This is a genomic window from Haloarcula sp. H-hyl2 (genome assembly GCF_056934385.1).
In genome coordinates, this window is record NZ_JBRIIJ010000002.1 from 1,124,174 (window position 1) to 1,146,183 (window position 22,010).

General features: G+C 66.8%; 28 protein-coding genes. 14 read left to right on the plus strand and 14 right to left on the minus strand.

The window, feature by feature from the left end; all coding sequences use genetic code 11:
- Nucleotides 1-160 precede the first annotated feature (160 nt).
- The 4 genes from Hhyl2_RS15560 to Hhyl2_RS15575 all read left to right on the plus strand — a co-directional run bounded on the left by Hhyl2_RS15560 (nucleotide 161) and on the right by Hhyl2_RS15575 (nucleotide 3,202).
- On the plus strand, nucleotides 161-622 hold the full coding sequence (locus Hhyl2_RS15560; protein WP_483551677.1) for an Lrp/AsnC family transcriptional regulator: 462 nt from the start codon (nucleotides 161-163) through the stop codon (nucleotides 620-622).
- Between the two features lie 180 nt (nucleotides 623-802).
- Complete coding sequence (locus tag Hhyl2_RS15565) at nucleotides 803-1,153, plus strand: DUF7344 domain-containing protein (RefSeq protein WP_483551679.1); 351 nt, start codon at nucleotides 803-805, stop codon at nucleotides 1,151-1,153.
- A 295-nt stretch (nucleotides 1,154-1,448) separates the two neighbouring features.
- Nucleotides 1,449-2,420, plus strand: coding sequence for a hydroxyacid dehydrogenase (locus Hhyl2_RS15570; protein ID WP_483551680.1), 972 nt, complete (start codon nucleotides 1,449-1,451; stop codon nucleotides 2,418-2,420).
- Nucleotides 2,417-3,202: an HpcH/HpaI aldolase family protein gene (locus tag Hhyl2_RS15575; RefSeq protein WP_483551681.1), complete on the plus strand. Its 786-nt coding sequence runs from the start codon at nucleotides 2,417-2,419 to the stop codon at nucleotides 3,200-3,202. The genes Hhyl2_RS15570 and Hhyl2_RS15575 overlap by 4 nt, the downstream gene beginning before the upstream one ends.
- Nucleotides 3,203-3,228: 26 nt before the next feature.
- Here Hhyl2_RS15575 and Hhyl2_RS15580 read toward each other — a convergent pair whose 3' ends face one another.
- From Hhyl2_RS15580 to Hhyl2_RS15605, 6 genes are all read right to left on the minus strand, one after another.
- Nucleotides 3,229-3,366, minus strand: coding sequence for a hypothetical protein (locus Hhyl2_RS15580; RefSeq protein WP_483551682.1), 138 nt, complete (start codon nucleotides 3,364-3,366; stop codon nucleotides 3,229-3,231).
- 89 nt (nucleotides 3,367-3,455) lie between these two features.
- Nucleotides 3,456-3,647, minus strand: coding sequence for a hypothetical protein (locus tag Hhyl2_RS15585; RefSeq protein ID WP_483551683.1), 192 nt, complete (start codon nucleotides 3,645-3,647; stop codon nucleotides 3,456-3,458).
- A gap of 7 nt (nucleotides 3,648-3,654) precedes the next feature.
- Nucleotides 3,655-4,494 carry an aldo/keto reductase gene (locus Hhyl2_RS15590; protein ID WP_483551684.1) on the minus strand — a complete coding sequence of 280 codons (840 nt, stop codon included), beginning with the start codon at nucleotides 4,492-4,494 and terminating at the stop codon, nucleotides 3,655-3,657.
- Between the two features lie 75 nt (nucleotides 4,495-4,569).
- Nucleotides 4,570-5,556, minus strand: coding sequence for a Gfo/Idh/MocA family protein (locus Hhyl2_RS15595; protein ID WP_483551685.1), 987 nt, complete (start codon nucleotides 5,554-5,556; stop codon nucleotides 4,570-4,572).
- A gap of 25 nt (nucleotides 5,557-5,581) precedes the next feature.
- Nucleotides 5,582-6,874 carry a hypothetical protein gene (locus Hhyl2_RS15600; RefSeq protein ID WP_483551686.1) on the minus strand — a complete coding sequence of 431 codons (1,293 nt, stop codon included), beginning with the start codon at nucleotides 6,872-6,874 and terminating at the stop codon, nucleotides 5,582-5,584.
- A gap of 71 nt (nucleotides 6,875-6,945) precedes the next feature.
- Nucleotides 6,946-7,230 carry a DUF7577 domain-containing protein gene (locus Hhyl2_RS15605; RefSeq protein WP_483551687.1) on the minus strand — a complete coding sequence of 95 codons (285 nt, stop codon included), beginning with the start codon at nucleotides 7,228-7,230 and terminating at the stop codon, nucleotides 6,946-6,948.
- Between the two features lie 111 nt (nucleotides 7,231-7,341).
- On the opposite strand from Hhyl2_RS15605, the gene Hhyl2_RS15610 reads away from it, so the two are divergent.
- From Hhyl2_RS15610 to nucS, 5 genes are all read left to right on the plus strand, one after another.
- Nucleotides 7,342-7,944: a TlpA family protein disulfide reductase gene (locus Hhyl2_RS15610; RefSeq protein WP_483551688.1), complete on the plus strand. Its 603-nt coding sequence runs from the start codon at nucleotides 7,342-7,344 to the stop codon at nucleotides 7,942-7,944.
- Entirely contained in the window at nucleotides 7,944-8,618 is a 675-nt protein-coding gene (locus tag Hhyl2_RS15615; RefSeq protein WP_483551689.1) for a cytochrome C biogenesis protein, read from the plus strand. The genes Hhyl2_RS15610 and Hhyl2_RS15615 overlap by 1 nt, the downstream gene beginning before the upstream one ends.
- A gap of 93 nt (nucleotides 8,619-8,711) precedes the next feature.
- Nucleotides 8,712-10,106 carry a PAS domain-containing protein gene (locus Hhyl2_RS15620; RefSeq protein WP_483551690.1) on the plus strand — a complete coding sequence of 465 codons (1,395 nt, stop codon included), beginning with the start codon at nucleotides 8,712-8,714 and terminating at the stop codon, nucleotides 10,104-10,106.
- A gap of 60 nt (nucleotides 10,107-10,166) precedes the next feature.
- Nucleotides 10,167-10,598, plus strand: a complete 432-nt coding sequence (locus Hhyl2_RS15625) for a DUF6735 family protein (protein WP_483551691.1) — start codon at nucleotides 10,167-10,169, stop codon at nucleotides 10,596-10,598.
- 9 nt (nucleotides 10,599-10,607) lie between these two features.
- A complete protein-coding gene (nucS, locus tag Hhyl2_RS15630; protein ID WP_483551692.1) occupies nucleotides 10,608-11,336 on the plus strand; it encodes an endonuclease NucS in 729 nt (242 codons plus the stop codon).
- A 1-nt stretch (nucleotide 11,337) separates the two neighbouring features.
- Here the strand turns inward: nucS and Hhyl2_RS15635 are convergent, their stop codons facing one another.
- Together Hhyl2_RS15635 and Hhyl2_RS15640 are read right to left on the minus strand one after the other, a co-directional pair.
- Nucleotides 11,338-11,613 carry a HalOD1 output domain-containing protein gene (locus tag Hhyl2_RS15635; RefSeq protein WP_483551693.1) on the minus strand — a complete coding sequence of 92 codons (276 nt, stop codon included), beginning with the start codon at nucleotides 11,611-11,613 and terminating at the stop codon, nucleotides 11,338-11,340.
- A 115-nt stretch (nucleotides 11,614-11,728) separates the two neighbouring features.
- The gene (locus tag Hhyl2_RS15640; protein ID WP_483551694.1) at nucleotides 11,729-11,980 is read right to left on the minus strand and encodes a HalOD1 output domain-containing protein; all 252 of its coding nucleotides are present in this window, start codon (nucleotides 11,978-11,980) and stop codon (nucleotides 11,729-11,731) included.
- A gap of 121 nt (nucleotides 11,981-12,101) precedes the next feature.
- Here Hhyl2_RS15640 and Hhyl2_RS15645 point away from each other — a divergent pair, with 121 nt between their 5' ends.
- Entirely contained in the window at nucleotides 12,102-12,812 is a 711-nt protein-coding gene (locus Hhyl2_RS15645) for a helix-turn-helix domain-containing protein (RefSeq protein WP_483551695.1), read from the plus strand.
- Here Hhyl2_RS15645 and mutS read toward each other — a convergent pair whose 3' ends face one another.
- Entirely contained in the window at nucleotides 12,813-15,506 is a 2,694-nt protein-coding gene (gene mutS / locus Hhyl2_RS15650) for a DNA mismatch repair protein MutS (protein ID WP_483551696.1), read from the minus strand.
- A gap of 100 nt (nucleotides 15,507-15,606) precedes the next feature.
- Between mutS and Hhyl2_RS15655 the strand changes: the two genes are divergently transcribed.
- Nucleotides 15,607-15,939: a thioredoxin family protein gene (locus Hhyl2_RS15655; protein WP_483551697.1), complete on the plus strand. Its 333-nt coding sequence runs from the start codon at nucleotides 15,607-15,609 to the stop codon at nucleotides 15,937-15,939.
- 65 nt (nucleotides 15,940-16,004) lie between these two features.
- On the plus strand, nucleotides 16,005-16,778 hold the full coding sequence (locus tag Hhyl2_RS15660; RefSeq protein WP_483551698.1) for a DUF7847 domain-containing protein: 774 nt from the start codon (nucleotides 16,005-16,007) through the stop codon (nucleotides 16,776-16,778).
- Between the two features lie 102 nt (nucleotides 16,779-16,880).
- Here the strand turns inward: Hhyl2_RS15660 and Hhyl2_RS15665 are convergent, their stop codons facing one another.
- From Hhyl2_RS15665 to Hhyl2_RS15675, 3 genes are all read right to left on the minus strand, one after another.
- Nucleotides 16,881-17,882 (minus strand): choice-of-anchor W domain-containing protein, encoded by a 1,002-nt coding sequence (locus Hhyl2_RS15665; RefSeq protein WP_483551699.1) that lies wholly within the window; start codon nucleotides 17,880-17,882, stop codon nucleotides 16,881-16,883.
- Between the two features lie 97 nt (nucleotides 17,883-17,979).
- The gene (locus Hhyl2_RS15670; protein ID WP_483551700.1) at nucleotides 17,980-18,414 is read right to left on the minus strand and encodes a universal stress protein; all 435 of its coding nucleotides are present in this window, start codon (nucleotides 18,412-18,414) and stop codon (nucleotides 17,980-17,982) included.
- 24 nt (nucleotides 18,415-18,438) lie between these two features.
- Nucleotides 18,439-19,527: a sulfite exporter TauE/SafE family protein gene (locus tag Hhyl2_RS15675; protein ID WP_483551701.1), complete on the minus strand. Its 1,089-nt coding sequence runs from the start codon at nucleotides 19,525-19,527 to the stop codon at nucleotides 18,439-18,441.
- Between the two features lie 165 nt (nucleotides 19,528-19,692).
- Here Hhyl2_RS15675 and Hhyl2_RS15680 point away from each other — a divergent pair, with 165 nt between their 5' ends.
- Nucleotides 19,693-19,872 (plus strand): hypothetical protein, encoded by a 180-nt coding sequence (locus tag Hhyl2_RS15680; RefSeq protein ID WP_483551702.1) that lies wholly within the window; start codon nucleotides 19,693-19,695, stop codon nucleotides 19,870-19,872.
- A 74-nt stretch (nucleotides 19,873-19,946) separates the two neighbouring features.
- Here Hhyl2_RS15680 and Hhyl2_RS15685 read toward each other — a convergent pair whose 3' ends face one another.
- Both Hhyl2_RS15685 and Hhyl2_RS15690 read right to left on the minus strand, forming a co-directional pair.
- Nucleotides 19,947-20,582 carry a DsbA family oxidoreductase gene (locus Hhyl2_RS15685; protein ID WP_483551703.1) on the minus strand — a complete coding sequence of 212 codons (636 nt, stop codon included), beginning with the start codon at nucleotides 20,580-20,582 and terminating at the stop codon, nucleotides 19,947-19,949.
- 72 nt (nucleotides 20,583-20,654) lie between these two features.
- The gene (locus Hhyl2_RS15690; protein ID WP_483551705.1) at nucleotides 20,655-21,383 is read right to left on the minus strand and encodes a TraB/GumN family protein; all 729 of its coding nucleotides are present in this window, start codon (nucleotides 21,381-21,383) and stop codon (nucleotides 20,655-20,657) included.
- A 203-nt stretch (nucleotides 21,384-21,586) separates the two neighbouring features.
- Here Hhyl2_RS15690 and Hhyl2_RS15695 point away from each other — a divergent pair, with 203 nt between their 5' ends.
- Nucleotides 21,587-21,832 (plus strand): PRC-barrel domain containing protein, encoded by a 246-nt coding sequence (locus tag Hhyl2_RS15695; RefSeq protein ID WP_483551706.1) that lies wholly within the window; start codon nucleotides 21,587-21,589, stop codon nucleotides 21,830-21,832.
- Nucleotides 21,833-22,010: the final 178 nt, after the last annotated feature.

Here is a 22,010-nt window from a genome sequence, read left to right on the forward strand (position 1 = left end):
AGGTGGAATCGCGCACGATTTCGCGGTCTATCCAACCCGGCGAGTCCACATCTATATCTTTCGACGTTTCAGGCTCTCTAACTCCGTTTTTGGCGCTCACGGTGGATCGTCCTGATGCCAGCGACTGAGAATTATATAGGCCTGCCTCGATGTCCCCGCTATGGAGGACTATTCACTCGACGACGTGGACCGGGGAATCCTGTTCGCCTTGCAACGGGACGCCCGCAACACGACCATCGACGAGATCGCCGGTGAGGTCGATGTCTCGCCGAGTACGGTCCGGAACCGGATCGACCAGATGGAGGACGCGGGCGTCATCGAGGGCTATTACCCGAAGATCGACTACGAACGTGCGAACTTCCCGCTCCACGTCATGTTCGTCTGTAGCGCCCCGTCCGAACAACGCGAGGAGATGGCTGCAAAAGCACTGGATGCTCGCGGCGTCGTCGACGTCCGAGAGATGCTCACGGGCAAGCGCAACCTCTACGTCGAGGTGGTCGCCACGGACACGCGCGACCTCACCGGCATCACGAACGAACTCTCGGGACTGGGGTTCGACGTCGAATCCTCCGAGATCATCACGAGCCACGCGGTCCGCCCCTGGGGCGAGTTCGAGTTCTGACCGTCCACACCGTGATGTGACGAACCGGTACCCGATTGGTATCCAATTTTCGCAACTCGTACGGTGATTTTCGTAGATTTCGCAATCTACTAGTTGTGAGATACACAACACTTTTGCGCTTCTCACAACTCTGGGTGAGGGACGAAACGGGTCAGCCATCGACGCTTACCCGGGATCATCATGAGCAACACCAGCACCACATCGGGCTCTGCAGACCAGACCCCGACCGAACCGGAGTTAGATCGTGTCTTCGATGCATTGCGCCATGGGGACCGCCGCCACATCCTGCTGACTATCGCCGACGTCGAGCTGGCCGACGAAGAGCGACTCTCCCTCCAAGAACTTGACCTCGACAGCACGGACCGTCCCGAAGTGGAACTCGTCCACAGACACCTCCCAAAACTCGCTGAGGCGGGCTATATCGAGTGGGACCGAGAGACGGAGACGATCACGCGAGGCCCGAACTACGATGAGGTCGGGACACTCCTGCAGTTGTTACGAGACCATCGCGACGAACTGCTCGGAGACTGATCCCGTCGCGGGTAGGCACTTCGCTCGCTACGGCCATCCCTGCAGGAAACAGTCATATCCCGCCATCTGGAGTATCCGGTTACTGCGACCGGTCTTCTGGCTGTCTCAATCAAGGCAGCGACGATGTCGATAGTGGAAGTAATACCGATGCGGGTGACGGTGCTGGTGACGGAGAGAGCGGAGGGGGGACCCCTGCGAGCGCCAACCTCACCTGTATCATTCGGCGCTGGAGAGTTCGAGTGGCTCCCGACACCCTGCGTACACTTTTCCCCACTCCATTGCAATCTGATAACGCATGTCACAACCGTGGAACGTCCTCACTCCCGCACAGATCGACCCCGCAGGTCCGGAGTCGATAACCGATTTCGCTCGGTGTACCGGGATGGGCGAGTACGAGAGTGTCGCGGCAGCACTCGACGATATCGGGCGGTACGACGCGGTCATCGTCAGAGTCGCCCGTCTCGACGCGAGCGTCATCGACCGAGCCGACCGGCTGAAGATCATCGCCAAGCACGGCAGCGGACTGGACAACGTCGACATCGACGCCGCCTCACAGCGGGGCATCGTCGTCTGTAACACGCCCGGTGCGAACGCACGGTCGGTCGCGGAACACGCCGTCGCACTGCTGTTCGGGATCCGGCGGTCGCTGCATACGGCCGACCGGCACGTCCGGGCGGGCGAGTGGGACCGTGGGGCCTTCGTGGGCCGGGAACTCGACGGGGACACGCTGGGGCTGTTCGGGTTCGGGAGCATCGCCGAGACGACAGCAGCGATCGTCCAGGGGACAGGGATGGACGTGCTCGCGTACGATCCGTACGTCGAGACGCTCCCGGACGGTGTCGAGCGCGTCACGGAGTTTGAGGCGCTGTTCGAGCGGTCGGACGCGGTGTCGATCCACGTCCCGCTGCTGGCCGAGACCAGGGGTGCCGTCTCGACGGCGGAACTGGCGGCCCTGGGCGAGCACGGTGTGCTCGTCAACACCTCCAGAGGAGCGGTCGTCGACGAGAGTGCGCTTCTGGCGGCCCTCGAAGAGGGGACTATCGGCGGTGCGGCGCTGGATACGTTCGCCGAGGAGCCGCCGGGACCGGACCATCCGCTGTACGACCGGGACGACGTCCTCCTGACGCCACACGTCGGCGGTGTGACCACGCAGGCGATGGAGCGGATGAGCACGCAGGCGGCGGCGAACGTCCGGGCCGTCTACGAGGGCCGACTTCCGGAGTCGACGCGCAACCGGGACGCACTCGACTGGGAGGGGGAACGATGAGGTCCGAGAACGGCCTCCGACGGGCGTTGGAAGCCGGCGAGTCCGTCGTCGGGGCGAGCGCGGAGACGTTCTCGCCGACGGTGATCGAGACCTTCGGTGATCTGGGGCTGGATTTCGTCTGGCTGGACTTCGAGCACGGCGGACCGAGCCCCTACGACAGCACCGTACTGGAGGAACTGACGCGGGCCGCCGAGACGGCCGACATCGAGTTACTGATCCGCTTGCCGGCCCCGGAGCCACCACTCATCAGGAAGGTGCTCGACGCCGGCGTGCGGACGATCCTCCTGCCGCGGATCGAGACGGCCGACGAACTCCGTCGTGGTGTCCGGGCGGCCCACTTCGCCTACGACGGGGACGTCGGGGACAGAGGCGTCGGTGTCGGCCGGTCGGGCAAGTGGGCAGGCTACGTCGACAGTTACGTTGCCGGCGAAGACGATCAGGTGCTGGTCGGGACGATGATCGAGAACGAGCGTGCCGTCGAGAACATCGAGGACCTGCTCGCGGTCCCCAGACTTGGCTTCGCGTTCGTCGGGCCGGCGGATATGGCGGTGTCGATGTCCGCCGGCGACCCGACGGCGAAACATCCCGAGCGGGTCGCTGCGGCGGTCGAGCGGACGCGAGAGGCCTGTCTCGACGCGGGTGTCCCGGTCGGCCGCATCCGCAACGACGCCGCGGCGGCACGCGAGGCGCTCGACGCGGGGTTCCAGATCGTTCGCGTCGGTGGCGACATCGCGTCGGTCCGGACGACGATCTCCCAGCGGCTCTCGGAGCTCGGTCGCTGATCGGCGAAAACAGTCTCGTGGCGCCGCTACTGCGGGTCGGCTTCGGGATTGTGTTTGCGCCGGTACGACCCGACCATCTTCCAGAGGGTGTCGTTGAAATCGTCGCCGTTGGCTTCGTCCTCGATCTGTCGGTACAGGTTCTCCGGGACTTCGATGCGAGGCATCGAGTGAGTATATTCCGGGAGGGACTATAAAATCCGTCTGACACGGAATCGAGTAAACCCTTCTACTGTCCGGCGATTAGCTACATGTGTCAGGGATCGAACCCGTAGAGCCATTTGGCGCCGTAGAAGACGAACCACGCCATCCAGACCGAGAAGACGGCCAGCCACGCGGCGTACTGCACCGTCGGGCCGGGGACGAGGACGTACGCCACCACGAGAAGGAGGACGACGCTGGCCCCGGCAGCAGCGTCGTAGCGGTCCAGCGGTGGTGGAGAGGCCATCTGTCGGCTACTGTGAGATACCGTAGGTGTCCCCGGTCCAGTCGCGGGCCGGGTGGTCGTAGATGGTCGTCTCGCGGTCGATCTCGTCGAGCCATTGCTTGTCCGCCGGGTCGAGCTCCCACTCGAAGAGGTCGGCGTTGGCCCTGACGTGCTCGGGCGAGGAGGACTTCGGGAGGACGACGACGTCGTTCTCGACGGCCCACTTGAGGACGATCTGGGCCGGCGGGCGGTCGTACCGCTCGGCCAGTTCCTGGACGGCCGGGTCCTCGAAGACCGCAGTCCGGGCGAGCGGCGCAGCGGCCTCGACGACGGTGTCGGTCTCCCGGCAGTAGTCGACGACGTCGGGCTGGGTGTTCCAGGGGTGGTACTCGATCTGGTTGACGGCGATGGGGACCGGCGAGACGTGGTGGGCGGTCGAGAGCTGGTAGGCGCTGAAGTTCGAGACGCCGACGTTCCGGACCAGCCCCTCCTCGTGGAGGTGGGCCATCGCCTGCAACGTCTCCCGCAGCGAGATGGCCGGGTTGGGCCAGTGGATCAGGTACAGGTCCAGATAGTCGGTCCCGAGCCGTTCGAGTGACGCCTCACAGGAGGCGATCACCGACTCGTAGTCGAGGTGTTTCGGGAGGACCTTCGAGGTGAGGAAGACATCCTCGCGGTCGTACGCTGTCAGCGCGTCGCCGATGGCGGCCTCGTTGTGGTACCCTTCGGCGGTGTCGACGTGGCCGTAGCCGGCGTCCAGCCCGGCACGGACCGACTCGCGAACGGTGTCGCCCTGGAGTTGCCAGGTCCCGACACCGACCATCGGGAGTTCGTCGCCGCTGGGTAGCGTCGTCGTGGGGAGTGTCATTGGCGTAGTTCTCGCCCGGGCGCGGCAAAACCGTTGGGCTGCCTGTCACGCGGGTGACCCGACGGCCCACGGCGTTCACCCGTCGGTCGGCGCCACGTCGACGGGCTCGCCGCGCTCGGCGCTGCGGGCCAGCGCGTCGATGGCGCGCATGTTCCCCAGCGTCTCCACGCGGTCGACCGGCGGGCTCCCACCAGTCTCGACGGCGTCGGCGAACGCCTCGACCTGCAGGCGGTACTGGTCGACCGGGTCGAAGGTCTCGGTCACCTCGCGACCGTCGACGGCGTAGGTCAGCGAGACCGACTGGTCGCGCTCGGGGCCGAAGCAGTCACGCGCTTCGAGCCAGCCGTCGGTCGTCTCGACTCGGTAGCGCTCGACGTGTGGACTGTCGAACCCGCAGGCGATCTGGGCGACCCGACCGTCGTCGTAGGCCAGCGTGCCCGCCAGGTTCGTGTCCACGCCCGCGTTCCGGCTGTCGCTTCCGTGTGCGAACGCCCGGTCCGGCTCGCCGAGGAACCCCCGGACGGCGCTGACGGCGTAACAGCCGACGTCCATCAGGCTGCCACCGGCCAGTTCGGGGTCCAGGCGGATGTCTCCCTCGCGGTCCAGCCGGAACTTGAACGACGCCTCGACCGCCCGAACGTCGCCCAATTCCTCGCTGACCACCTCGCGGGCGCGTGCCGTCCGGGGGTGGAACTGGTACATGAACGCTTCCATCAGTGTCACGTCCCGCTCGGCGCAGTATTCGAAGAGGTCGACGGCCTCGGCAGTGTCGACGGTCAGGGGTTTCTCACAGAGGACGTGCAGGCCGTGGTCGGCGGCCCGCTGGCTCCACTCGGCGTGGAGCGCGTTGGGCAGCGGGTTGTACACCGCGTCGACGTCGGCCTCGGACAGCAGCGTCTCGTAGTCGCCGTAGGCCTCGGGGATTCCGAGGTCGGCGGCGACGTCGCTGGCCCGAGCACCGTCGCGAGAGGCGATGGCCGCGACCGTGTGGTCACTGGCCGTGATCGCGGGGACGAGGGCGGTACGACCGATCTTCGCCGTCGAGAGGATACCGAATCGCATACGTAGGCGGTCGTCCGCCGGCCTCCTAAACCTCCGTGTCTGCCTCCAGCGTGGCGATCCGCTCTGCCACTGCTGCCAGGTCGCCGTTCGAGGCCGTCCGTCTGTCCGGCACCAGTTCCCTGGCGACCTCGTTGGCCCGTTCGAGGTGTACCCGTGCGTCCCGTAGTGCCGTGCGGGCGGCCGCCTCGTCGCCGCTCTTTACGAGCCAGTCGCTGGCGTTCAGCCGGTCCTGTGCGGCCGCCCGCCGGGCGTCGACGAGTTCGGTGGCGGCGTCGGCCGCGGCCGCGCGCAGTTCGTCCGGGTCGCCAGCGAAGCGTCGCTCGCGGCCCCAGTCGAGTGTGACGGCGTCCTGGTAGCGGTCGACTGTTGTCTCCCAGCGCTCGGCCGCAGCCGCTGGATCGTCGGTCTCGCGTGCGGCCTCGGCCGCCTCACGGGCGCCGTCGAGCGGTGCCCGTGCGAGTTTCTCACACTCCTGGGAGACGGCGGCCAACCTGTCCGCCAGTGGCAGGTCCGTCGCGCCCAGGTCACGCGCCCGCTCGTAGGCGTCCCGTGCCCGTTCGTAGTCGTCGTAGGCCGCCGTGAACTCCCCCTCGTTCCAGGCAGTCCGTGCCTGGTGGTGTGCCCGGTCGCCGCGACTGGCGACGAGACGACCGCGGGCGTCGGTCACGTTCCGCTCGATGTCGGTGACGAGGTCGTCCGCTCGCGCCACGGCGCCGGGACCGAGTTCGTCGAGATGCGAACGCGCGTCGTCGAGTGCCTGTTCGGCGTCGTCGAGTGCTGTCTCGGCGGCGTCCAGGTCGCCGTCCGTGACGGCCTCGCGTGCGGTGCCTACCAGGTCGTCGGCCCGGTCGAACAACGACTCGGCACGGGTCCAGCACTGGACCGACTCGTCGACGTACGTCGCGACTGGTTCGATATCACCTCGGCAGGCGAACTGCCAGCGCTGTTCCCCTTCAGCGACGAGTTCGAGTGTCGTCGACATGACGTTCGTCGTCGTCTCGACCGTCAGCACGTCGTTGTAGGGCAGCGAGAAGACGCGATCCTGGCCGTCCGTGTTCCCGCCGACGACGAACAGGAGACGAACGTCGGTCGCGACGGCGAACGCTCGATAGCTCCGTGGCGGTGTGTAGGTATCGGGACCGCCGTGGATACAGGTCACGCCCCGCTTCTTGTTCCACGCGACGTACGCGGGCGCTTCGGCGTCACGGAGATGCGTCGACAGCGGCATCGTCAGCAGTGACCGGCCGAGGACGCCGTCGCTCTCGGTGCGCTCCAGGATGCCGCTGTCGGCGCTCGACACGTTGATCACCCGATCCATCCGACCACCCCTGCGAGAGTCACTCCTCGTGTTGTTTTATTGCCATACCGAGATAAGCGCTTCGTCCGCGGTCAATGGGGCTGACTTCCACTGGTCGGCTGACGACGCGGTGGTTGTTTCGAGAGGTCGGCGACACAGGTCCGGCAGAACCGATAGGTCGGGTCGTTCGTGGTCCCACACTGTGGACAGTTGATCCGGTCGTCGTTGTCGGGGTCCACGAGCGTGGGCTGCTCGGCGTCGGGTTCGGTCGTGGCCGTGGCTACCTCGTCCCGACTGCGGTAGGCGTACAGCATAGTCAGGACGTGGATGCCCACCAGCAGTGCGATGGCGCCGTACAGCCACTCGGTCCCCATCATGTACGATACTACGTTGAGCCGACACTTGAGGATTGTGGGTGGTTACCACACACCGACAGTCGGAACGAAATTGGAACAACACCTTTGTGAAGTTCGCGGCTCCGCGGAGGTATGGAGCACTCCCGACGGCGGCTGCTCGAACTCGCCGGTGCCGGACTGGTGGGCCTCGCCGGCTGTTCGAGTACCGACGGCAGCGACGGTGGAACGGGTGGAAGCGGGGACGCTTCGCCGACGGCGACCCCGACCCAGACGATGGGTGGCGAGACGACGGCAGCAGCAGGCGACCCGGATCTGTGGCGGACGACGCCGCTGACCGACGTGTTGACCGACGAGTCGTTCGTCGTCGACGAGCAGTCGGGTCCCGTCCTGTTGCACACGTTCGCGACGTGGTGTCCGGTCTGTGAGCGCCAGCACAGCCACCTCGACGGCTTCCGGGACGACGCGTCCGACGACATCACCACCGTGAGCATGAACGTCGACCCCAACGAAGACGCCGCGGCGGTCAGGGAGTACGCCAGGACGAAAGAGCTGGACTGGCGGTTCGTCATCTCCCCGACCGAAGTGACAGAGAGTCTCAAGGCGCAGTTCGGGACGACCATCGTCAATCCCCCCTCGGCGCCCATCGTCGTCGCGTGTCCCGGCGGGTCGGCGACCCTGCTGGCGAAGTCCGGCGTCAAGTCGCCGAACTACCTCACCGACCACCTCGACTGCTGATGGGGCTGCTCACCGACATCGTCACCTCCTTTGGGCTCGGTCTCGCGACACCCCTGACTGCCGTCTGTGTCATCCCGTTGTACCCCGGGTTCCTGGCGTATCTGGCGAGCCAGTCCGAGGAGGTCTCGGTCGCGCGACTGGCCGTCCTCGTCGGGGCCGGCGTCCTCACGTTCATGCTGGGGCTGGGGCTGGTGTTCACGACGCTGCTGGAGACGTCGCTGACCCGTGTCATCGGCGTCGTCTCGCCGGTCGCGTTCGGTCTGCTCGCCCTGCTCTCGCTGTTGTTGCTGGCCGACGTCCCGGTCTCCCAGTACGTCCCGACCGCGGAGCCACCGCAGACGCGTGCGCCGTCCCTGTCGGCGGTCGGCTACGGCCTCTTCTTCGGCGCCATCGTCGTCCCCTGCAACCCCGGGTTCATCGGTATCTTCTTCGCCCGGTCGCTGCTGTTCAGTTCGCCCGTCGCCAGTCTGGCGAACTTCGCCGCCTTCGGCGTCGGTATCGCCGCCCCGTTGCTGGGGCTGGCGGTGGTCTCCGAGCCGTGGCGCGACCGCATCATCGCTCTCCTCACGTCTCACAAGACGGCGATCAACCGCCTGACCGGTGGGCTGCTGCTCGCCGTCTCGCTGTACTACCTGCTCTTCGTCTTCCGAGTCACCGGGCCGCTTCCCCTGTAGCCAGTCTCCCGCGAGTCGCACGTCGAGTATCGCCCTCATGGCAACGGTCGTAGAGATACACTCTTGCTGGCTCGGGGCATACAGTCCGGGATAATGGGTTCCGACGAGGGGGACGTGTCACGGACCCTTCTCGACCAGGTACTCGACAAGGTCGTCCTGGTCGACGCCGACGGCCAGTACCTGTACGTCAACGCGGCTGCCAGGCGTATCCTGGGATTCGGCCCCGAGACACTGGTGGGCGACAACGCTTTCGACTACATCCACCCCGAGGACCGGGACGCGACCCGGGCCGCGTTCGAATCGGTCATCGCCACCCCGGACCCGACCGCCGAGACGGTCACCTACCGCCACCGGGACAGCGACGGTGGGTGGGTGTCCCTGGAGAGCCGCTTCTCGAACCGAGCGGACGACGACCTGGGTGGCTACGTCGTCAGCTCCCGTGCGATCACCGACCGTATCGAGGCCGAGCGCGACCACGCCGAAGTGGAGTCACAACTCCTGGACCTCTCGACGGCGGTCAGCGACGTCCTCTGGCTGTTCGAGGCCGACTGGAGCGAGGTCCTGTTCGTCAACCCGGCCTACGAGACGGTCTACGGCCAGTCGACTACCACACTCCGGGCCGACCCGAGCGCGTTTCTGGCGACCGTCCACCCCGACGACGTCGACCTCGTCGTCGAGTCGATGGACCGGCTCTCGGCCGGCGAGACCGTCGACGTCGAGTACCGGGTGAACCCACAGCGGGACTACAGCACGTGGGTCTGGGTCCAGGGAACGCCCATCGTCAGGGACGGCGTGGTCGACCGTATCGCCGGGTTCACCCGCGACGTCTCCGACCGGCGGCGTCGCGAGCGCCAGCTCGTGGTGATGGGCAACATCCTCCGGCACAACCTCCGCAACGACATGACGACAATCGTCGGCAACGCTGAACTGATCGCGGACCGGGCCGACGAGACCGTCGCGCCCTTCGTCGACACCATCCTGCGTGTCGGCGAGGCGCTGCTGGACAGCGCGGACACCCAGCGCCGGATCATCGACCTCCTCACCGACAACGGCGTGCCCGAGTCCAGGGACGTCGTGCCGCTCGTCCGGGCGGAGGTCGACGCGCTCGAAGCGACCTATCCCGACGTGACCGTCGAGACGGAGCTCCCGGCGACCGCCGAGGTGACGGCCCTCCGGGAGATCAAGACGGCGATCGGTGAACTGCTCGACAACGCAGTCGTCCACGCCGAGCGCGAGGCGCCGACGGTGTCGGTAGCTGTCTCGGCAGACGAGGGGTGGGTCACTGTCGATATCGTCGACGACTGTCCGCCGATCCCGGAGGCGGAGTTCCGGGTGCTCACGGGCGATCAGGAGATGGACGACACGACACACACGACCGGACTCGGCCTCTGGCTGGTCTACTGGTGTGTCGACCTCTCGGGTGGCCGGATCGCCTTCGCCCGCGGCGACGACGGGAACCGCATCACCGTCTCACTGCCCACGGCGTGACCGACCGTTCAAATACGATGCCGGGACCAGGCCCGGTATGCTTCCCACGGAGTCTCGATGATGGGACAGCGAACGCTCGTCGTCCAGCCGCGAGCGGACGGGTACGTCGCCGTTCGTCTCGCACAGTGGGGTGTCGACGCCGACCCGGTCGCACAGTCGCGCCCGCTCGAGACCGACTGGACGCCACGCGCGGTCTGGGACGAACTGGACGCCACCTACGACCGCGTGGTCGTCGTCGATGGGGCTGTCGAGACCTACTGCGTCTGCTGGCTCGACCCGACGCTGTCGAACCTCTCGGACGTCGTGCTGGCGAGTGCGTCCGATCCCGACGCGCTCAGGGCGTGGTGGGTCGACACCAAGAGCCGAGCGTGTGCGGACCTCGCCCGTCGGTCTCCCGCGACCGTCCGGGCCGGCCTCGCGCGGGCACTGGCGCGGCGGGCACCGACTGTCGCCCCGCACGACGACACGCCCTTTTTACGCACCGACCGCTAACCGCCAGCCGTGACAGCCGAGAGTGCCGTCGAGACGCTGAGCTATCCGGCGCCCGAGACTGCCCGCGACCTCGTCGAGCGGGGCGTCGACCGTGGGGCTCTCGTGACCCTGTTCGGTCGGTGTGCCGTCGAGTACGAGGGGCGCGCGGCCAGTTCGCTCGGACCGGGCGACCGCCACGTCACGCTCAAACCCGACGGTACGGCGCTGGTCCACACCGACGAGGGCCAACAGCCCGTGAACTGGCAGCCACCGGGGTGTGTCCACGAGGTGTCTGTCACGGAGGCAGGGCTGCTCGTTCGCTCGACCCGCGAGACACCCACAGAGGAACTGGAGATCCGGTTCGAGACGGTGGCACACGCGGCAGCCTTCGACGTCAGTGACCCCGAAGACCTGGCACTCACTGGCACCGAGGCCGATCTGAAAGACCGGATCCTGGAGACACCCGCCCTCGTCGAGGAAGGGCTGACGCCGCTGGCGACCGAACGGGAGACGCCGGCTGGCGCGGTCGACATCTACGCCGAGGACGCGGCCGGACGGACGGTCGTCCTCGAACTGAAACGGCGGCGTGTCGGCCCCGACGCGGTCGGGCAACTCGACCGCTACGTCACAGCGCTGGATCGGGACCTCCACGCCGATTCCGAGATCCGTGGCATCCTCGTGGCGCCGTCTGTGACAGACCGTGCACGGCAGTTGCTGGCCGAGAAGGGTCTGGAGTTCGTCGCGCTCGAACCGCCCTGACCTATCGCTCGAAGACCGCCACGCGCTCGTCGGCGGTGACGACGACGCGGTAGTCCTGGTACTCGAACGAGAGGTGGTCGACGGTCGAGTTCGGGCCGAACAGACTCGCGAGCGCGTCGGTGTCGATCTCGTCGTTCAGGGGCGGCAGTTCGTCGATGGGCACGCCCTCGACTGCTGCCAGTGTCCGTGCGACGAGTTGTGGCATGGGCTCGTTCTCCTCGCTCTCACACTCGGCTAGTGGGCGCTCGCTGGTGGCCTGCTGCGGGTGCTGTGCCATACCTCCAATTATACGTTCACTAGTAAGTTAACTGTACCTAACAGTATAGGTGTATGACAGGAAACTGCCGACAATCTCCGAGCGGTCTGTCGGTTTCGGTCGAGATAAGCGCGGACTACTCGAAGAGGGTGACGACCCCGTCCAGGTCGACGCGGACGCGGTAGCCAGCGTAGTCGAACACGACGAACCCGCTGGTGGCCGATCCGCCGACGAGCGCCGTGAGAGCGTCCGTGTCGACAGCGTTGCCAAGTGGTGGGAGCGAATCGGGTGGTCGCCCGTCGACCGCCGATACCGTCTGGACGACCGTCTCCACGGCCGACTGCTCGTCGATCGCGCTCTCCGCGAGGGGACGAACGGATTCGGTCACTGATTGGATCCTCGTTCGTGCCTTCCAGAGCGACGGACAAGGACCGTATGGCTAGCGGGTTAAACACCGCCTACTCTCAGGTGTGCTAACATATTTGCCACTGGCTCTGCAACCGTCTGGTATGGTCACCCAGGGTGACATCGGCCCGTCGGCGACCCGCCTGGAGTTCGATCTCTCGGCCAGCACGTACCCGTTCGTCGCGGTCTCCGACCGTGTCTCCTGTACGATCCTCCTCCAGAAGTGTCTCCCCCGCAGCGACGGCGTCTACGCCGAGTTCTTCACGGTCGAGGGCGCCGACCCGGCGCGGTTCGCCGAACGGGCCGCCGAACCCGACGGTATCGAGACGCGACTGCTCGACCGGGCCGAGGACGGCGGCCTGGTCGAGGTCGACGTCCGTGAGGACTGTCCGGTCGTCACCCTCGCCGATGCTGGTGCTATCCCGCGGACCGCGAGGGGGACCGACGGTGACGGCACGGTCGTGGCGGACGTCCCGTCGGCGACGGAGACGCCCGCTGTCATCGAGTCGTTTCTCGACGAGCACCCGGCAGCGGAACTGGCGGCCAAACAGCAGCGCGAGTCGATCACGCCGCTGTTCGGGTTCCAAGATTACGCCGCGCTGACGGACGCACTGACCGACCGACAGCGGGAGGTCCTCGCCGTCGCTCACGGGGCAGGCTACTATGAGTGGCCCAGAGCGACCACCGCCGAAGCACTGGCCGACGAACTCGACATCTCCGCGCCGACACTACATAAACACCTCCGGACGGCCGAGCGAAAACTCGCCGCAGCGTTGCTCGCCTGTCCACGCGACGACCCGGTCCCCGACGACTGATCACTCGACCCGGTCTGTCAGGTCCGCGAGCGTGTTCATCGCCTCCAGCGGCGTCATCGTCGCCACGTCCGTCTCCGCGAGTATCTCCCGGACCGACTCCGGGGCCGCCTCGGCCGTCTCCGTGCTCTCGGTCTCGCCGGCCTCGACGTGGCCGTTCGTCGGAGGGTCGGTATCAGTCTCGCCAGCGTCGCTATCGTCGACTGCTCCGTCCCCGTCCAGCAGCGCTCGCGACCGCTCGACGACGGGGTCCGGGACGCCGGCCATGTCGGCCACCTCGACGCCGTAGGAGGCCGCGGCCGGGCCAGCGGCGAGTTCGTGGTCGAAGACGACCGCCGCGCCGGGACTGGTCTCGAAGTGGCGGTTGACCACACCGGGACGGTCGTCGGCCGCGTCGGTCAGGTCGTGGTGGTGGGTCGCAAAGAGGGTGTAGGCGCCGACCTCGTCGTGGAGGTACTCCGTGACGGCGCGGGCGATAGCCAGGCCGTCGGCCGTCGAGGTCCCCCGGCCGACCTCGTCAAGCAGGACCAGCGAGTCGGCCGTGGCGTCCTGGAGGATGGTCGCCAGTTCGCTCATCTCGATCATGAACGTCGAGCGGCCGCCGGCGATGTCGTCGCTGGCGCCGACCCGTGTGAAGACCCGGTCGAGCACCGGCAGCGACGCCGACTCGGCGGGGACGAAGCTCCCGGCCTGTGCCAGCAGGCAGATACAGGCCACCTGGCGCATGTACGTCGACTTCCCGCTCATGTTGGGGCCGGTGATGACCGCGAACTGTGGTGGGTAGTCGTCGTCGGCGTGGTCCCCGACGGCACCGAGGTGGGTGTCGTTGGGGACGAACGCGTCCTCGGCCCGCTCGACGACGGGATGTCGACCCGCCGTAACGTCGATGCCGTCGGCACCCACCGTCGGCCGGGCGTAGTCGTAGCGTGCGGCGACGGTCGCAAAGGAGACCAGCACGTCCAGCCGTGCCAGGCGGTCGGCCAGCGCCTGGACCCGTTCGGCCTCGGCGGCGACCTCGTCACGGACCGCACAGAACAGGTCGTACTCCAGGTCGTCGGCGGCCGTCTCGGCCCGCAGTATCTCCTCCTCGCGGGCCTTCAGTTCCGGCGTGTAGAACCGCTCGCTATTTTTCAGGGTCTGGCGGCGCTGGTAGTCCTCGGGTACCGAATCGAGGTTGGCGTTGGTCACCTCGATGTAGTAGCCGTGGACGCTGTTGTGGCCGACCTTCAGCGAGTCGATGCCGGTCCGCTCGCGTTCCGTCGATTCGAGGTCGTCGATCCACTGCTTGCCCGACCGCTCGGTCGAGCGCAACTCGTCGAGGTCGGCGTCGTAGCCCTCGCGGATGACACCGCCTTCGGTGACTTCCTGTGGCGGGTCCGGGCGGATCGCGGCCTCGATCTCCTCGCGGACCGCCGGCAGCGGGTCCAGTGTCGCGTGCAGGTCCCCCAGGAGGCGTGCGTCGGCGTCGGCCACCTGCTCGCGGACGTCCGGGACCACCGAGAGCGTCGCTGCGAGCGAGCGCATGTCACGGGCGTTCGCCCGACCGCGCGAGACCCGTGAGACCAGTCGTTCGAGGTCGTAGACGTCCGCCAGCAGGTCGTGCAGTCGCTCGCGGGTCGCCGGGTCCCGTTTCAGCGCCGCGACGGCCTCGTGGCGCCCGGCGATACGGTCCTCGTCCAGCAGCGGCCGGCGGAGCCAGTCGGTCAGTTCCCGCCGACCCAGCGCACAGGCGGTCTCGTCGACCGTGTCGACCAGCGTCCGGTTCTCGTGGCCCCGTACGGAACGGCGCTCGAACAACTCCAGGCTCTCGACGGCCACCGCGTCCAGCAGCATGTACTCGCGGGGGTCGTACCGGGTCAGATGGTTGAGATAGTCCAGCGTCTCCGTGGGATCGTCCTCGCCGGTCGGTTCGCCGTCGGGGCCGACCGCGCCGCTGTTGCCCCGCGTGTACTCCGCGTAGGCCAGCAGCGCGCCACAGGCCCGGCGTTCGCTCTCGCCGGCCAGCAACCGGTCGGGCGGGCCGAAGTACCGCTCGACGAGGTCGGCGGCGGCCTCGCGCTCGAAGACCGACGGATCGTAGGCAGAGACCAGACACGACGGCCCGAAGACCTCCTCCTCGTCGACGTCGACGTCGGGGCCGACGATGGCCTCGGCCGGCCCGAAACGGCTCAGCTCGTCCGTCACGGCGGTCTCGGCGCCGACACTCGTCGCGTAGCAGTCCCCGGTCGAGACGTCCAGCAGCGCCAGCCCGTACTCCTCGCCGCCGGCCAGCGCCGCCACGTAGTTGTTGTCCGCGCCGCCGAGCAGTTCGGCCTCGGTGAGCGTCCCCGGCGTGACGATACGGGTCACCGCCCGCTCGACGACGCCGCTGACCTCGTCGGGGTCCTCGACCTGGTCGGCGATGGCGACCCGGTAACCGGCGTCCAGCAGCGTCTCGACGTAGGACTCGGCGTTGTCGATGGGGATGCCGGCCATCGGGTACTCCCCGGTCGAGTCGGTCCGCTGGGTCAGCGTGATCTCACACAGCCGCGCGACCCGCTCGGCGGCCTCGCAGAATGCCTCGTAGAAGTCCCCGACCTGGAACAGCACCAGCGCCTCGTCGTACTGGCGACAGAGTTCGAAGTACTGCGCCATCATCGGCGTCAGGTCGTCGTCCAGCTCGGCCATCTTCTCGGGTGGGCCAAGCGCTGCGTCCATGGGCGGGTCCAGCATCTCGGGCGGTATAGGCGCTCCGCTCGCGAGCGGGAGCGTCAACCCGACCGCGACGGTTTTCGGGCGCGGGAACGTACACGGGGACATGTCCGATGCCGGCACCGCACGACCGACGACCGTCCAGACCCGCAGCGAACTCGACGACGTGCTGGAACGCGCCGAGCGCGTCCTCGTGATGGTCCGCACCGAGGGGTGTGCCATCTGCCAGTCGATGGAGCCCATCCTCGACAACGTCGCCCGTGCGACCGACGCCCGGGTCGTGGTGTTCAACCCCCGCGAGGACCTGAACGCCGTGGCGACCTTCGACGTGCGCTCGGTGCCGACGTTCCTCCTGTTCGTCGACGGCGACCTGGTCGCCCGCCGGGCCGACGGCTTCGTCCCCACCGCCGACCTGGTCGCGTTCGTCGAGGGTGAGTGACTGCTGTTTCAACGGCTGACACACTGGGAGAATTCTTTTCCGTTCCCTGCGAGAACACCGACGCGATGTCCCTCCGGATCGGCTCCGTGCTCAGCGGAGCGCTCGATAGCCTCGCCAGCCGCACCGGTGCCGCCCTGCTCGTGATCTACACGGTGTTGCTGATCGCGACGCAGTCGGTGATGAACACGATCTTCGCAGACCTGTACAGTCAAGCCGGCCTCTCCGAGGCGGCCGCGATGCTGCCGCTCGTCCTGGATATCCCGACGGGGCTCGCTGCTGGCGGTGTCCTCGTCACTACTCTCTGCTCGGCGTACGCTTCCATCGTCGCCGTCAGGACCTTCGTCGCGGACACACAGGACAGCTTCCCCGACGACGCGTTCACCCGGAACGTCCCACTGGCCGTCCTGAATCTGCTGGTCGGTGGTCTCGTCTACGGGATCCTCGTGTTCGCAGGATCACTGCTCCTCGTGATCCCCGGGATCTTCCTGTACGTCACGCTCGTCTTCCTGGTTCCGTTCGTCGCTGTCGAGGACCGTAACTTCGTGGCCGCGCTCACCGAGAGCTACCGGCTCACCGAGGGGAACCGCTTTCTGCTATTCGGACTGCTGGTCCTGCTGGTGGGTGTCAGTGCAGTCTTCGGCGCCGTCGTCGGGGTCGCCAGCGTGCTCCTGCTTCCGCCGTCGCTGACACAGCTCGGAATCACGCTTATCCAGGCTCCGACGTCGCTGGTCTCGCTCGCGGTTATCTCGGTGGCGTTCCGACAGCTCCGGGCCGCCGAGACGGGTGGGTCCCAGCCGGGGACGCCCGACGAGACCGGGGCGGCGACGACGGCGCTCTGAGTGGATATCCTGGTCTGGCACCGCAGGCGGACCCGTCCGGCTTCGTCAGGAGGTGTGTCTGGTCCGTTCTGTCGATTCTGCATCGTCGAACAACCGACTCCTTCAACTCGATCCAGTTCCGTCCGCTTCGATCGCGAAGTGAAGTTGCATCTCGGAGCCGCTCGGTGGCGTACTGCTCCAGGAGAACGTCACCGTTCCCGTGAGTACGAACCCGTCTTTGATGTCGTCGTCCGAGATGAGCAGATACCGGTTGTTCCCGTTGCTCGTGGTGATCGACGCGGTCGAGAGCGGCTGTCCGTCCAGCCGAAGGTTCTCGGCGTCGACCGTATGCCCCGACGTATGAGTCACGATGGTGAGCCCGATCGTATCACCGGTCGTCCCCGACGGGTCGACGGTGTAAGTCGTGCTCCGCCCGTCGATCGTCAGCGTGCCGTCGCCGGTCGTCCCGTCGTAGCTGAGCGTGAACGGGACGCCAGTACCGCTGGTCCACGTCCCCTGCCCGGTTGCACTCGGACTACTCAGTGTGGTACCGAGCGCCCGTTCGTGATCGCCCGTCGGGGTTCGACTCCCGCTCCGTCCGTGTGTTCGCCACGCGACCGTGCCGAAACTCGGGTCCAGCTCGGCCCAGTTCGGTCGTGGCCCGGTCACGCTCGCGGCTGCAGTCGGGGCAGTAACCGACCGAACGTCCCACTCCTGGAGTATCACCGAGCGGTCCTGGCTTGGTCGCCAGACGAGTCGAACCGTCTCGTCGCCGTTGACGGAGCCGATCGTGCCTGTCGACCCCGCGCCGATGGTCGATGCAGCACTACCGAGTGCCGTCCACTGTTTCGGCGTCCGAGCGGTCCCCCCGTCGTCGACGTGTACCTCGACATCGGTCCCGGACAGCGAATCGCCAGCTTCGTGTTCGATCTCGAACCCACCGCTCTCCGTCACGCTGGCCGTGAAGGAGGCCGTCGGTGCCGGCGATCTGAGCGAGTCACTGTACCCGACGACTGCACCACCGATCAGGGTGGCCAGGACGACGACGATACCCGTGAGCAACACCACACCGATAACAGGGCTTACACCCGCATTCTCGCCCGTCGAGAGGTCCCCCGGTTCCATGTCTACTGGTATGCTCACCGGGGGTTAGCTGTGCGCTAGAAGTCGAACCCTGATTCGGCCACAATGGTTATATATGGGGTTCGATCGCCTTTCGCGACTACTGTTCGACGCGAACGGTCACCACCGGCACCGGCGAGCGCCGGACGATCTTCTCCGCGACACTGCCGATGAGGTAGTGGTCCAGTCCCGTCCGGCCGTGGGTCCCCATCACGACCATGTCTATGTCCTCGTCGTCGATAGCCGCCAGAATCGCCGTCGTCGGGACGTCCCTGACGATAGTCGTCTCGACCGGAACACCCTCGGGCAACGCCCCGACCGCTCGGTCGACGGCTAGCTCGGCCCGCTCGCGCTCGGCTTCTGCCCAGGCCGCGTCCGAGAGGCCACCGGTCGGGCTCTCGAAGCGGTTGCGCGTATCGACCACCGAGAGGACGTGGATCGTCGCTCCGAACTGCTGGGCGAGTTCGCCGGCGTGTTTTGCTGCCTCGGCGGTGCCGTCGCTCCCGTCCGTGGGAAGCAGGATCTCGTCGTACATACGGGGAGATACGCGCCCTGACGATTAGAAGCCACCGAACGCCATCAGGAACAGCGCGACCGCGATGATAGCGAACAACACGCCGACGCCCTTCTTGATGAGGCCCGTGTCCAGTGTGGCCGAGACGTAGGGTGCGATCTGGCCGCCAGTGACCGTCGCCGGCACCGTCCAGACGACCATGTTCCAGGGCGTCGAAGCGAGGTTCATGGTGTGGCCGCCGACGAGGCCGCCGCCGAAGACGTGGACCAGCGAGGCCAGCACGGCCGTCAGCGCGACGACGATGTGGTTCGTCCCGATTGCGATGCGGACCGGGACGTCGGTCCGGAGCATCGAGATGATACCCAGTTCGCCGATACCGAAGCCGGCCAGCCCCTGGAAGACACCACCGATGCTGTAGTTGGCGAACCGTTCGAGGTAACCGCCGTGGGAGTAGGTGTAGTCGTTGCCGTCGCGGTCGACGCGAGTGACGGTGCCGTCCTCTGCCTTCTCGACGCCGGCCGGGCCGAGTTTGTCGTCGTCGTTCGGGAGGCCGGTCGTCCCGCCGTCGGTCGCGGTGCTGGCTTCGTCACCGCTCGCACCGGGTTCCTCGTGACCCAGGTCGGCCTTGAACAGCAGGAACGAGGCCGCGATCAGCGCCAGGCCCAGCAGGGCGTGGAACAGCCACGCCGGGATCACGAAGGAGAGTAACGCGCCGGCGACGACGAAGGGGATTCCACCGAGCACGAGCGACAGCGCCAGCCGACGGTCGACCAGCCCGTACTGGATGAACGCCAGCGCGGAACTGGAGAGGCCGAACGATTCGCTGATGAGGCCGACCTTCACGAGCGTCTCCGGCGTCAGCGTCTCCCCGGCGATGACCGGGAAGAGGAAGATGAGGAAGGGGACGAACAGTGCCGACCCGCTGATTCCGACAGTGTTGACGATAGTCGCCCCGACGATGAACGCCAGGAACAGCCACCAGTACTCCAGCCAGTAGTCGGTCCCCGCGCTCTCGGGGACCGGTGCTGCCGTGTAGACACCCACGACGAACAGCAGCGGCGCGAGGAACACGAAGACGTGTTGGTACTTGAGGAAGGTCTTCTGTACGCTCCCTGACGATGGCGAACCGGTCATTGAAGCTTGAGAACGCTGTTGGGAATTTGGGTATAAGGGCCTTGTTGTCTGGATTCGTCTCCGAGCAATGTTCGTGTTAGACTCCTCGCGCGGGCCCGCGAGTACTTCCAGACGAGTCCCGAATCCCTAATGTTTATTGGCAGGGGTATGGTAGTGTGTAGCGTAATGAGTCTCCAGGAGGGACCCAAGACGGCCGAGCAGGCAGCATACGACGACGGTAGTGAAGATCACCCGCCGACAGGGCTGTCTATCCCGGTACTGGGCACACTCCGAGACCACTTCGAGCACTGGGCGGGTCGGTACGTCGAGATGCGCGTCCAAGCCCGTACCGGTCGCCAGCACTGAGCGGCGGTCATCGTTCTCGCGTTCTCTGTTCGGGTAGCGACTGCACCGTGGGTACCGGTCGGTGAACGGACCGCTCAGACACCCTCGACGAGGCGTTCGAGGTGCTCGGGCGGGACCGCGCCGCGGGCGGCGTGGCCGTCGTAGGCGAACGTCGGGACGCCGGTGACGCCCGCTCGCTGGGCGGCCGTGAACTGCTCGCGGACCTCGTCCCGGAGCGTCTCGTCGGCCAGCGCCGAGCGGACCTCGGCGGCGTCGACACCGGCCGCGGTCGCGATGTCGAGCAGGACCTCGGTGTCGCCGATGTCACGGCCGTCCTGCCAGAGCGTCTCGAAGACCCCCTCGTCGACGGCCAGCCACGTCTCGTAGTCGTGGTGTTCTTTCAGGTAGTACGAGAGGACCTGCGCGTCGAGTGAGTCGATGTCGGTCGCGATGTCCAGATCCATTTCGACGCCGTACTGCTCCTGGAGGCGGCGGACGTTCTGTTTGGCCTGTTCGTAGTATTCGTCGTCCTTGCCGTCGTCGACGGTGTGGTCGATACTGCCGTCGGGGTTTCGTTTCCCGCTCCGGAGGTCGAACGGGTGCCAGTCGATCGCCACTGGCGTCTCCCGTGTCGCCTGGTACTGCCGGAGCGATTCGCGCCCGAGGTAACAGAACGGACAGACGTAGTCCGAGTAGACCGTGATCCGCTCGCTGGATTGGTGTTCGCTCATCTGTCTCCGTCTACTCTCTCGTCCGGAATGAGGGACTGGCGGTCGTGTGTCGTGGGTGCACACTCGAAATGGTCAGGAGTGCTCGCGGAGGCGCGACGCGACGCCGTCGAGGTGGGCCATCCCGACGATGGCGACCACGTCACCCGTCTCCCGGAGTGTGGCCAGTCTGTCGGCCATGTACTGTTCTCTGGTACTCGTGCGGACGACGGCTGCCGGCGGTGGCTCGAATGCCGACAGCATCGCGGTCGCCGTCCGCACCCGGTCGTGTTCGTCTGCCGCCTGGCTGTCCGGGTCGTCGTCTCGGTCGGTGTCGTAGACGGTCGGTGTGTCGATTGCCACCTGGAACGTCGTCAGCGTGACGAGTGTCGCGGCCAGCCGAGCTCGCACAGCGGCCTTCGTCGCCCCGGTCAGCGCCTGCCCGGTGGTCCGTATCGTCTCCAGCGACGCCCGCTCGCGCCACAGTCGACGGAGGAGACGCCCGAGGAACGAGGCGGTCGGCCCGTCGATGCCGACGACCCGGGTGGTGTCGGCCGCCTGGACCGCGGCGCTCATCTCGCCGCCGAACCGCGGTGGCGTTCGCTCGGTGGCAGCGTGGTGTTCGAACAGCGGGACCGAAAGCGGCGGGGCCTCCAGTGCCAGGACGGTCGGGGATTCGCGTTCGACGACGGTCCGCGCCCGGTAGGCACTTGCCGGGTGGTCGTGGACGGTCCCCACGAGGACGACATCGCCGTCGTCGCTCCGGATTCGCTCGACGTACTCCGGACTGAGGCGGGGGTCGCTCTGTACGTCGTCGCTCGACATCTCGGCGATAATACTACCGTATCAGGTCCAACGCATGCATTAACTTTCCGCCTCCCTCTGGCTTACTGACAGGCCGGGGGGAGACTGGCGTGACTCTGGTACCGACCGACTGTGCTAACACGACCCTATCCACGCGGTAAGTCCGGCCGGGTCGACGTTGTGGCAATATAACAATTGCACCCCCATGGCCATGGGGAGATGCGATGGCACGAACCAGACTGACAGAGAAAGACGAGGGGAAACGTGTCCTCAACGCAGACGGCGAGACGATCGGCATGATATCGGGCTTCCGCGGCGGCAAAGCGTACGTCGACCCGGATCCCGGAATCACCGACAAGATCATGTCCCGGCTCGGCTGGGAGAACGTCGACGAGGACGACTACACGCTCGACAGCGACATGGTCGCACAGATATCGGACGACGAGGTCCACCTGAAAGAATCCGCGTAGGACCGGTGCCCGCTGACGGCCGACAGGACAGTGCCGCTACAGTCATGACTGCAGAAACCGTAGTGGGTGCATGATACCCACCGTGCCGGACCAGGGTCCGGCCACACCGGTTTTCGGCCCATCCGCGACGCGCCCCAGACGTGACGGGACTGCCAGACGGCCCCCAACCGGCCACACG

Excerpts from the sequence above, each read along its gene's own strand:
- Hhyl2_RS15690 (WP_483551705.1), bottom strand. The coding sequence starts at position 21,383 with ATGTCGAGCGACGACGTACAGAGCGACCCCCGCCTCAGTCCGGAGTAC.
- Hhyl2_RS15685 (WP_483551703.1), bottom strand. The coding sequence starts at position 20,582 with ATGAGCGAACACCAATCCAGCGAGCGGATCACGGTCTACTCGGACTAC.
- Hhyl2_RS15660 (WP_483551698.1), top strand. The coding sequence starts at position 16,005 with ATGTCCCTCCGGATCGGCTCCGTGCTCAGCGGAGCGCTCGATAGCCTC.
- Hhyl2_RS15585 (WP_483551683.1), bottom strand. The coding sequence starts at position 3,647 with ATGGCCTCTCCACCACCGCTGGACCGCTACGACGCTGCTGCCGGGGCC.
- Hhyl2_RS15615 (WP_483551689.1), top strand. The coding sequence starts at position 7,944 with ATGGGGCTGCTCACCGACATCGTCACCTCCTTTGGGCTCGGTCTCGCG.
- Hhyl2_RS15565 (WP_483551679.1), top strand. The coding sequence starts at position 803 with ATGAGCAACACCAGCACCACATCGGGCTCTGCAGACCAGACCCCGACC.
- Hhyl2_RS15580 (WP_483551682.1), bottom strand. The coding sequence starts at position 3,366 with ATGCCTCGCATCGAAGTCCCGGAGAACCTGTACCGACAGATCGAGGAC.
- Hhyl2_RS15635 (WP_483551693.1), bottom strand. The coding sequence starts at position 11,613 with ATGGCACAGCACCCGCAGCAGGCCACCAGCGAGCGCCCACTAGCCGAG.
- Hhyl2_RS15595 (WP_483551685.1), bottom strand. The coding sequence starts at position 5,556 with ATGCGATTCGGTATCCTCTCGACGGCGAAGATCGGTCGTACCGCCCTC.
- Hhyl2_RS15575 (WP_483551681.1), top strand. The coding sequence starts at position 2,417 with ATGAGGTCCGAGAACGGCCTCCGACGGGCGTTGGAAGCCGGCGAGTCC.
- Hhyl2_RS15560 (WP_483551677.1), top strand. The coding sequence starts at position 161 with ATGGAGGACTATTCACTCGACGACGTGGACCGGGGAATCCTGTTCGCC.
- Hhyl2_RS15680 (WP_483551702.1), top strand. The coding sequence starts at position 19,693 with ATGAGTCTCCAGGAGGGACCCAAGACGGCCGAGCAGGCAGCATACGAC.
- Hhyl2_RS15695 (WP_483551706.1), top strand. The coding sequence starts at position 21,587 with ATGGCACGAACCAGACTGACAGAGAAAGACGAGGGGAAACGTGTCCTC.
- Hhyl2_RS15620 (WP_483551690.1), top strand. The coding sequence starts at position 8,712 with ATGGGTTCCGACGAGGGGGACGTGTCACGGACCCTTCTCGACCAGGTA.
- Hhyl2_RS15670 (WP_483551700.1), bottom strand. The coding sequence starts at position 18,414 with ATGTACGACGAGATCCTGCTTCCCACGGACGGGAGCGACGGCACCGCC.
- Hhyl2_RS15665 (WP_483551699.1), bottom strand. The coding sequence starts at position 17,882 with ATGGAACCGGGGGACCTCTCGACGGGCGAGAATGCGGGTGTAAGCCCT.
- Hhyl2_RS15600 (WP_483551686.1), bottom strand. The coding sequence starts at position 6,874 with ATGGATCGGGTGATCAACGTGTCGAGCGCCGACAGCGGCATCCTGGAG.
- Hhyl2_RS15625 (WP_483551691.1), top strand. The coding sequence starts at position 10,167 with ATGGGACAGCGAACGCTCGTCGTCCAGCCGCGAGCGGACGGGTACGTC.
- Hhyl2_RS15610 (WP_483551688.1), top strand. The coding sequence starts at position 7,342 with ATGGAGCACTCCCGACGGCGGCTGCTCGAACTCGCCGGTGCCGGACTG.
- Hhyl2_RS15645 (WP_483551695.1), top strand. The coding sequence starts at position 12,102 with ATGGTCACCCAGGGTGACATCGGCCCGTCGGCGACCCGCCTGGAGTTC.
- Hhyl2_RS15590 (WP_483551684.1), bottom strand. The coding sequence starts at position 4,494 with ATGACACTCCCCACGACGACGCTACCCAGCGGCGACGAACTCCCGATG.
- Hhyl2_RS15570 (WP_483551680.1), top strand. The coding sequence starts at position 1,449 with ATGTCACAACCGTGGAACGTCCTCACTCCCGCACAGATCGACCCCGCA.
- Hhyl2_RS15605 (WP_483551687.1), bottom strand. The coding sequence starts at position 7,230 with ATGATGGGGACCGAGTGGCTGTACGGCGCCATCGCACTGCTGGTGGGC.
- Hhyl2_RS15655 (WP_483551697.1), top strand. The coding sequence starts at position 15,607 with ATGTCCGATGCCGGCACCGCACGACCGACGACCGTCCAGACCCGCAGC.
- Hhyl2_RS15675 (WP_483551701.1), bottom strand. The coding sequence starts at position 19,527 with ATGACCGGTTCGCCATCGTCAGGGAGCGTACAGAAGACCTTCCTCAAG.
- mutS (WP_483551696.1), bottom strand. The coding sequence starts at position 15,506 with ATGGACGCAGCGCTTGGCCCACCCGAGAAGATGGCCGAGCTGGACGAC.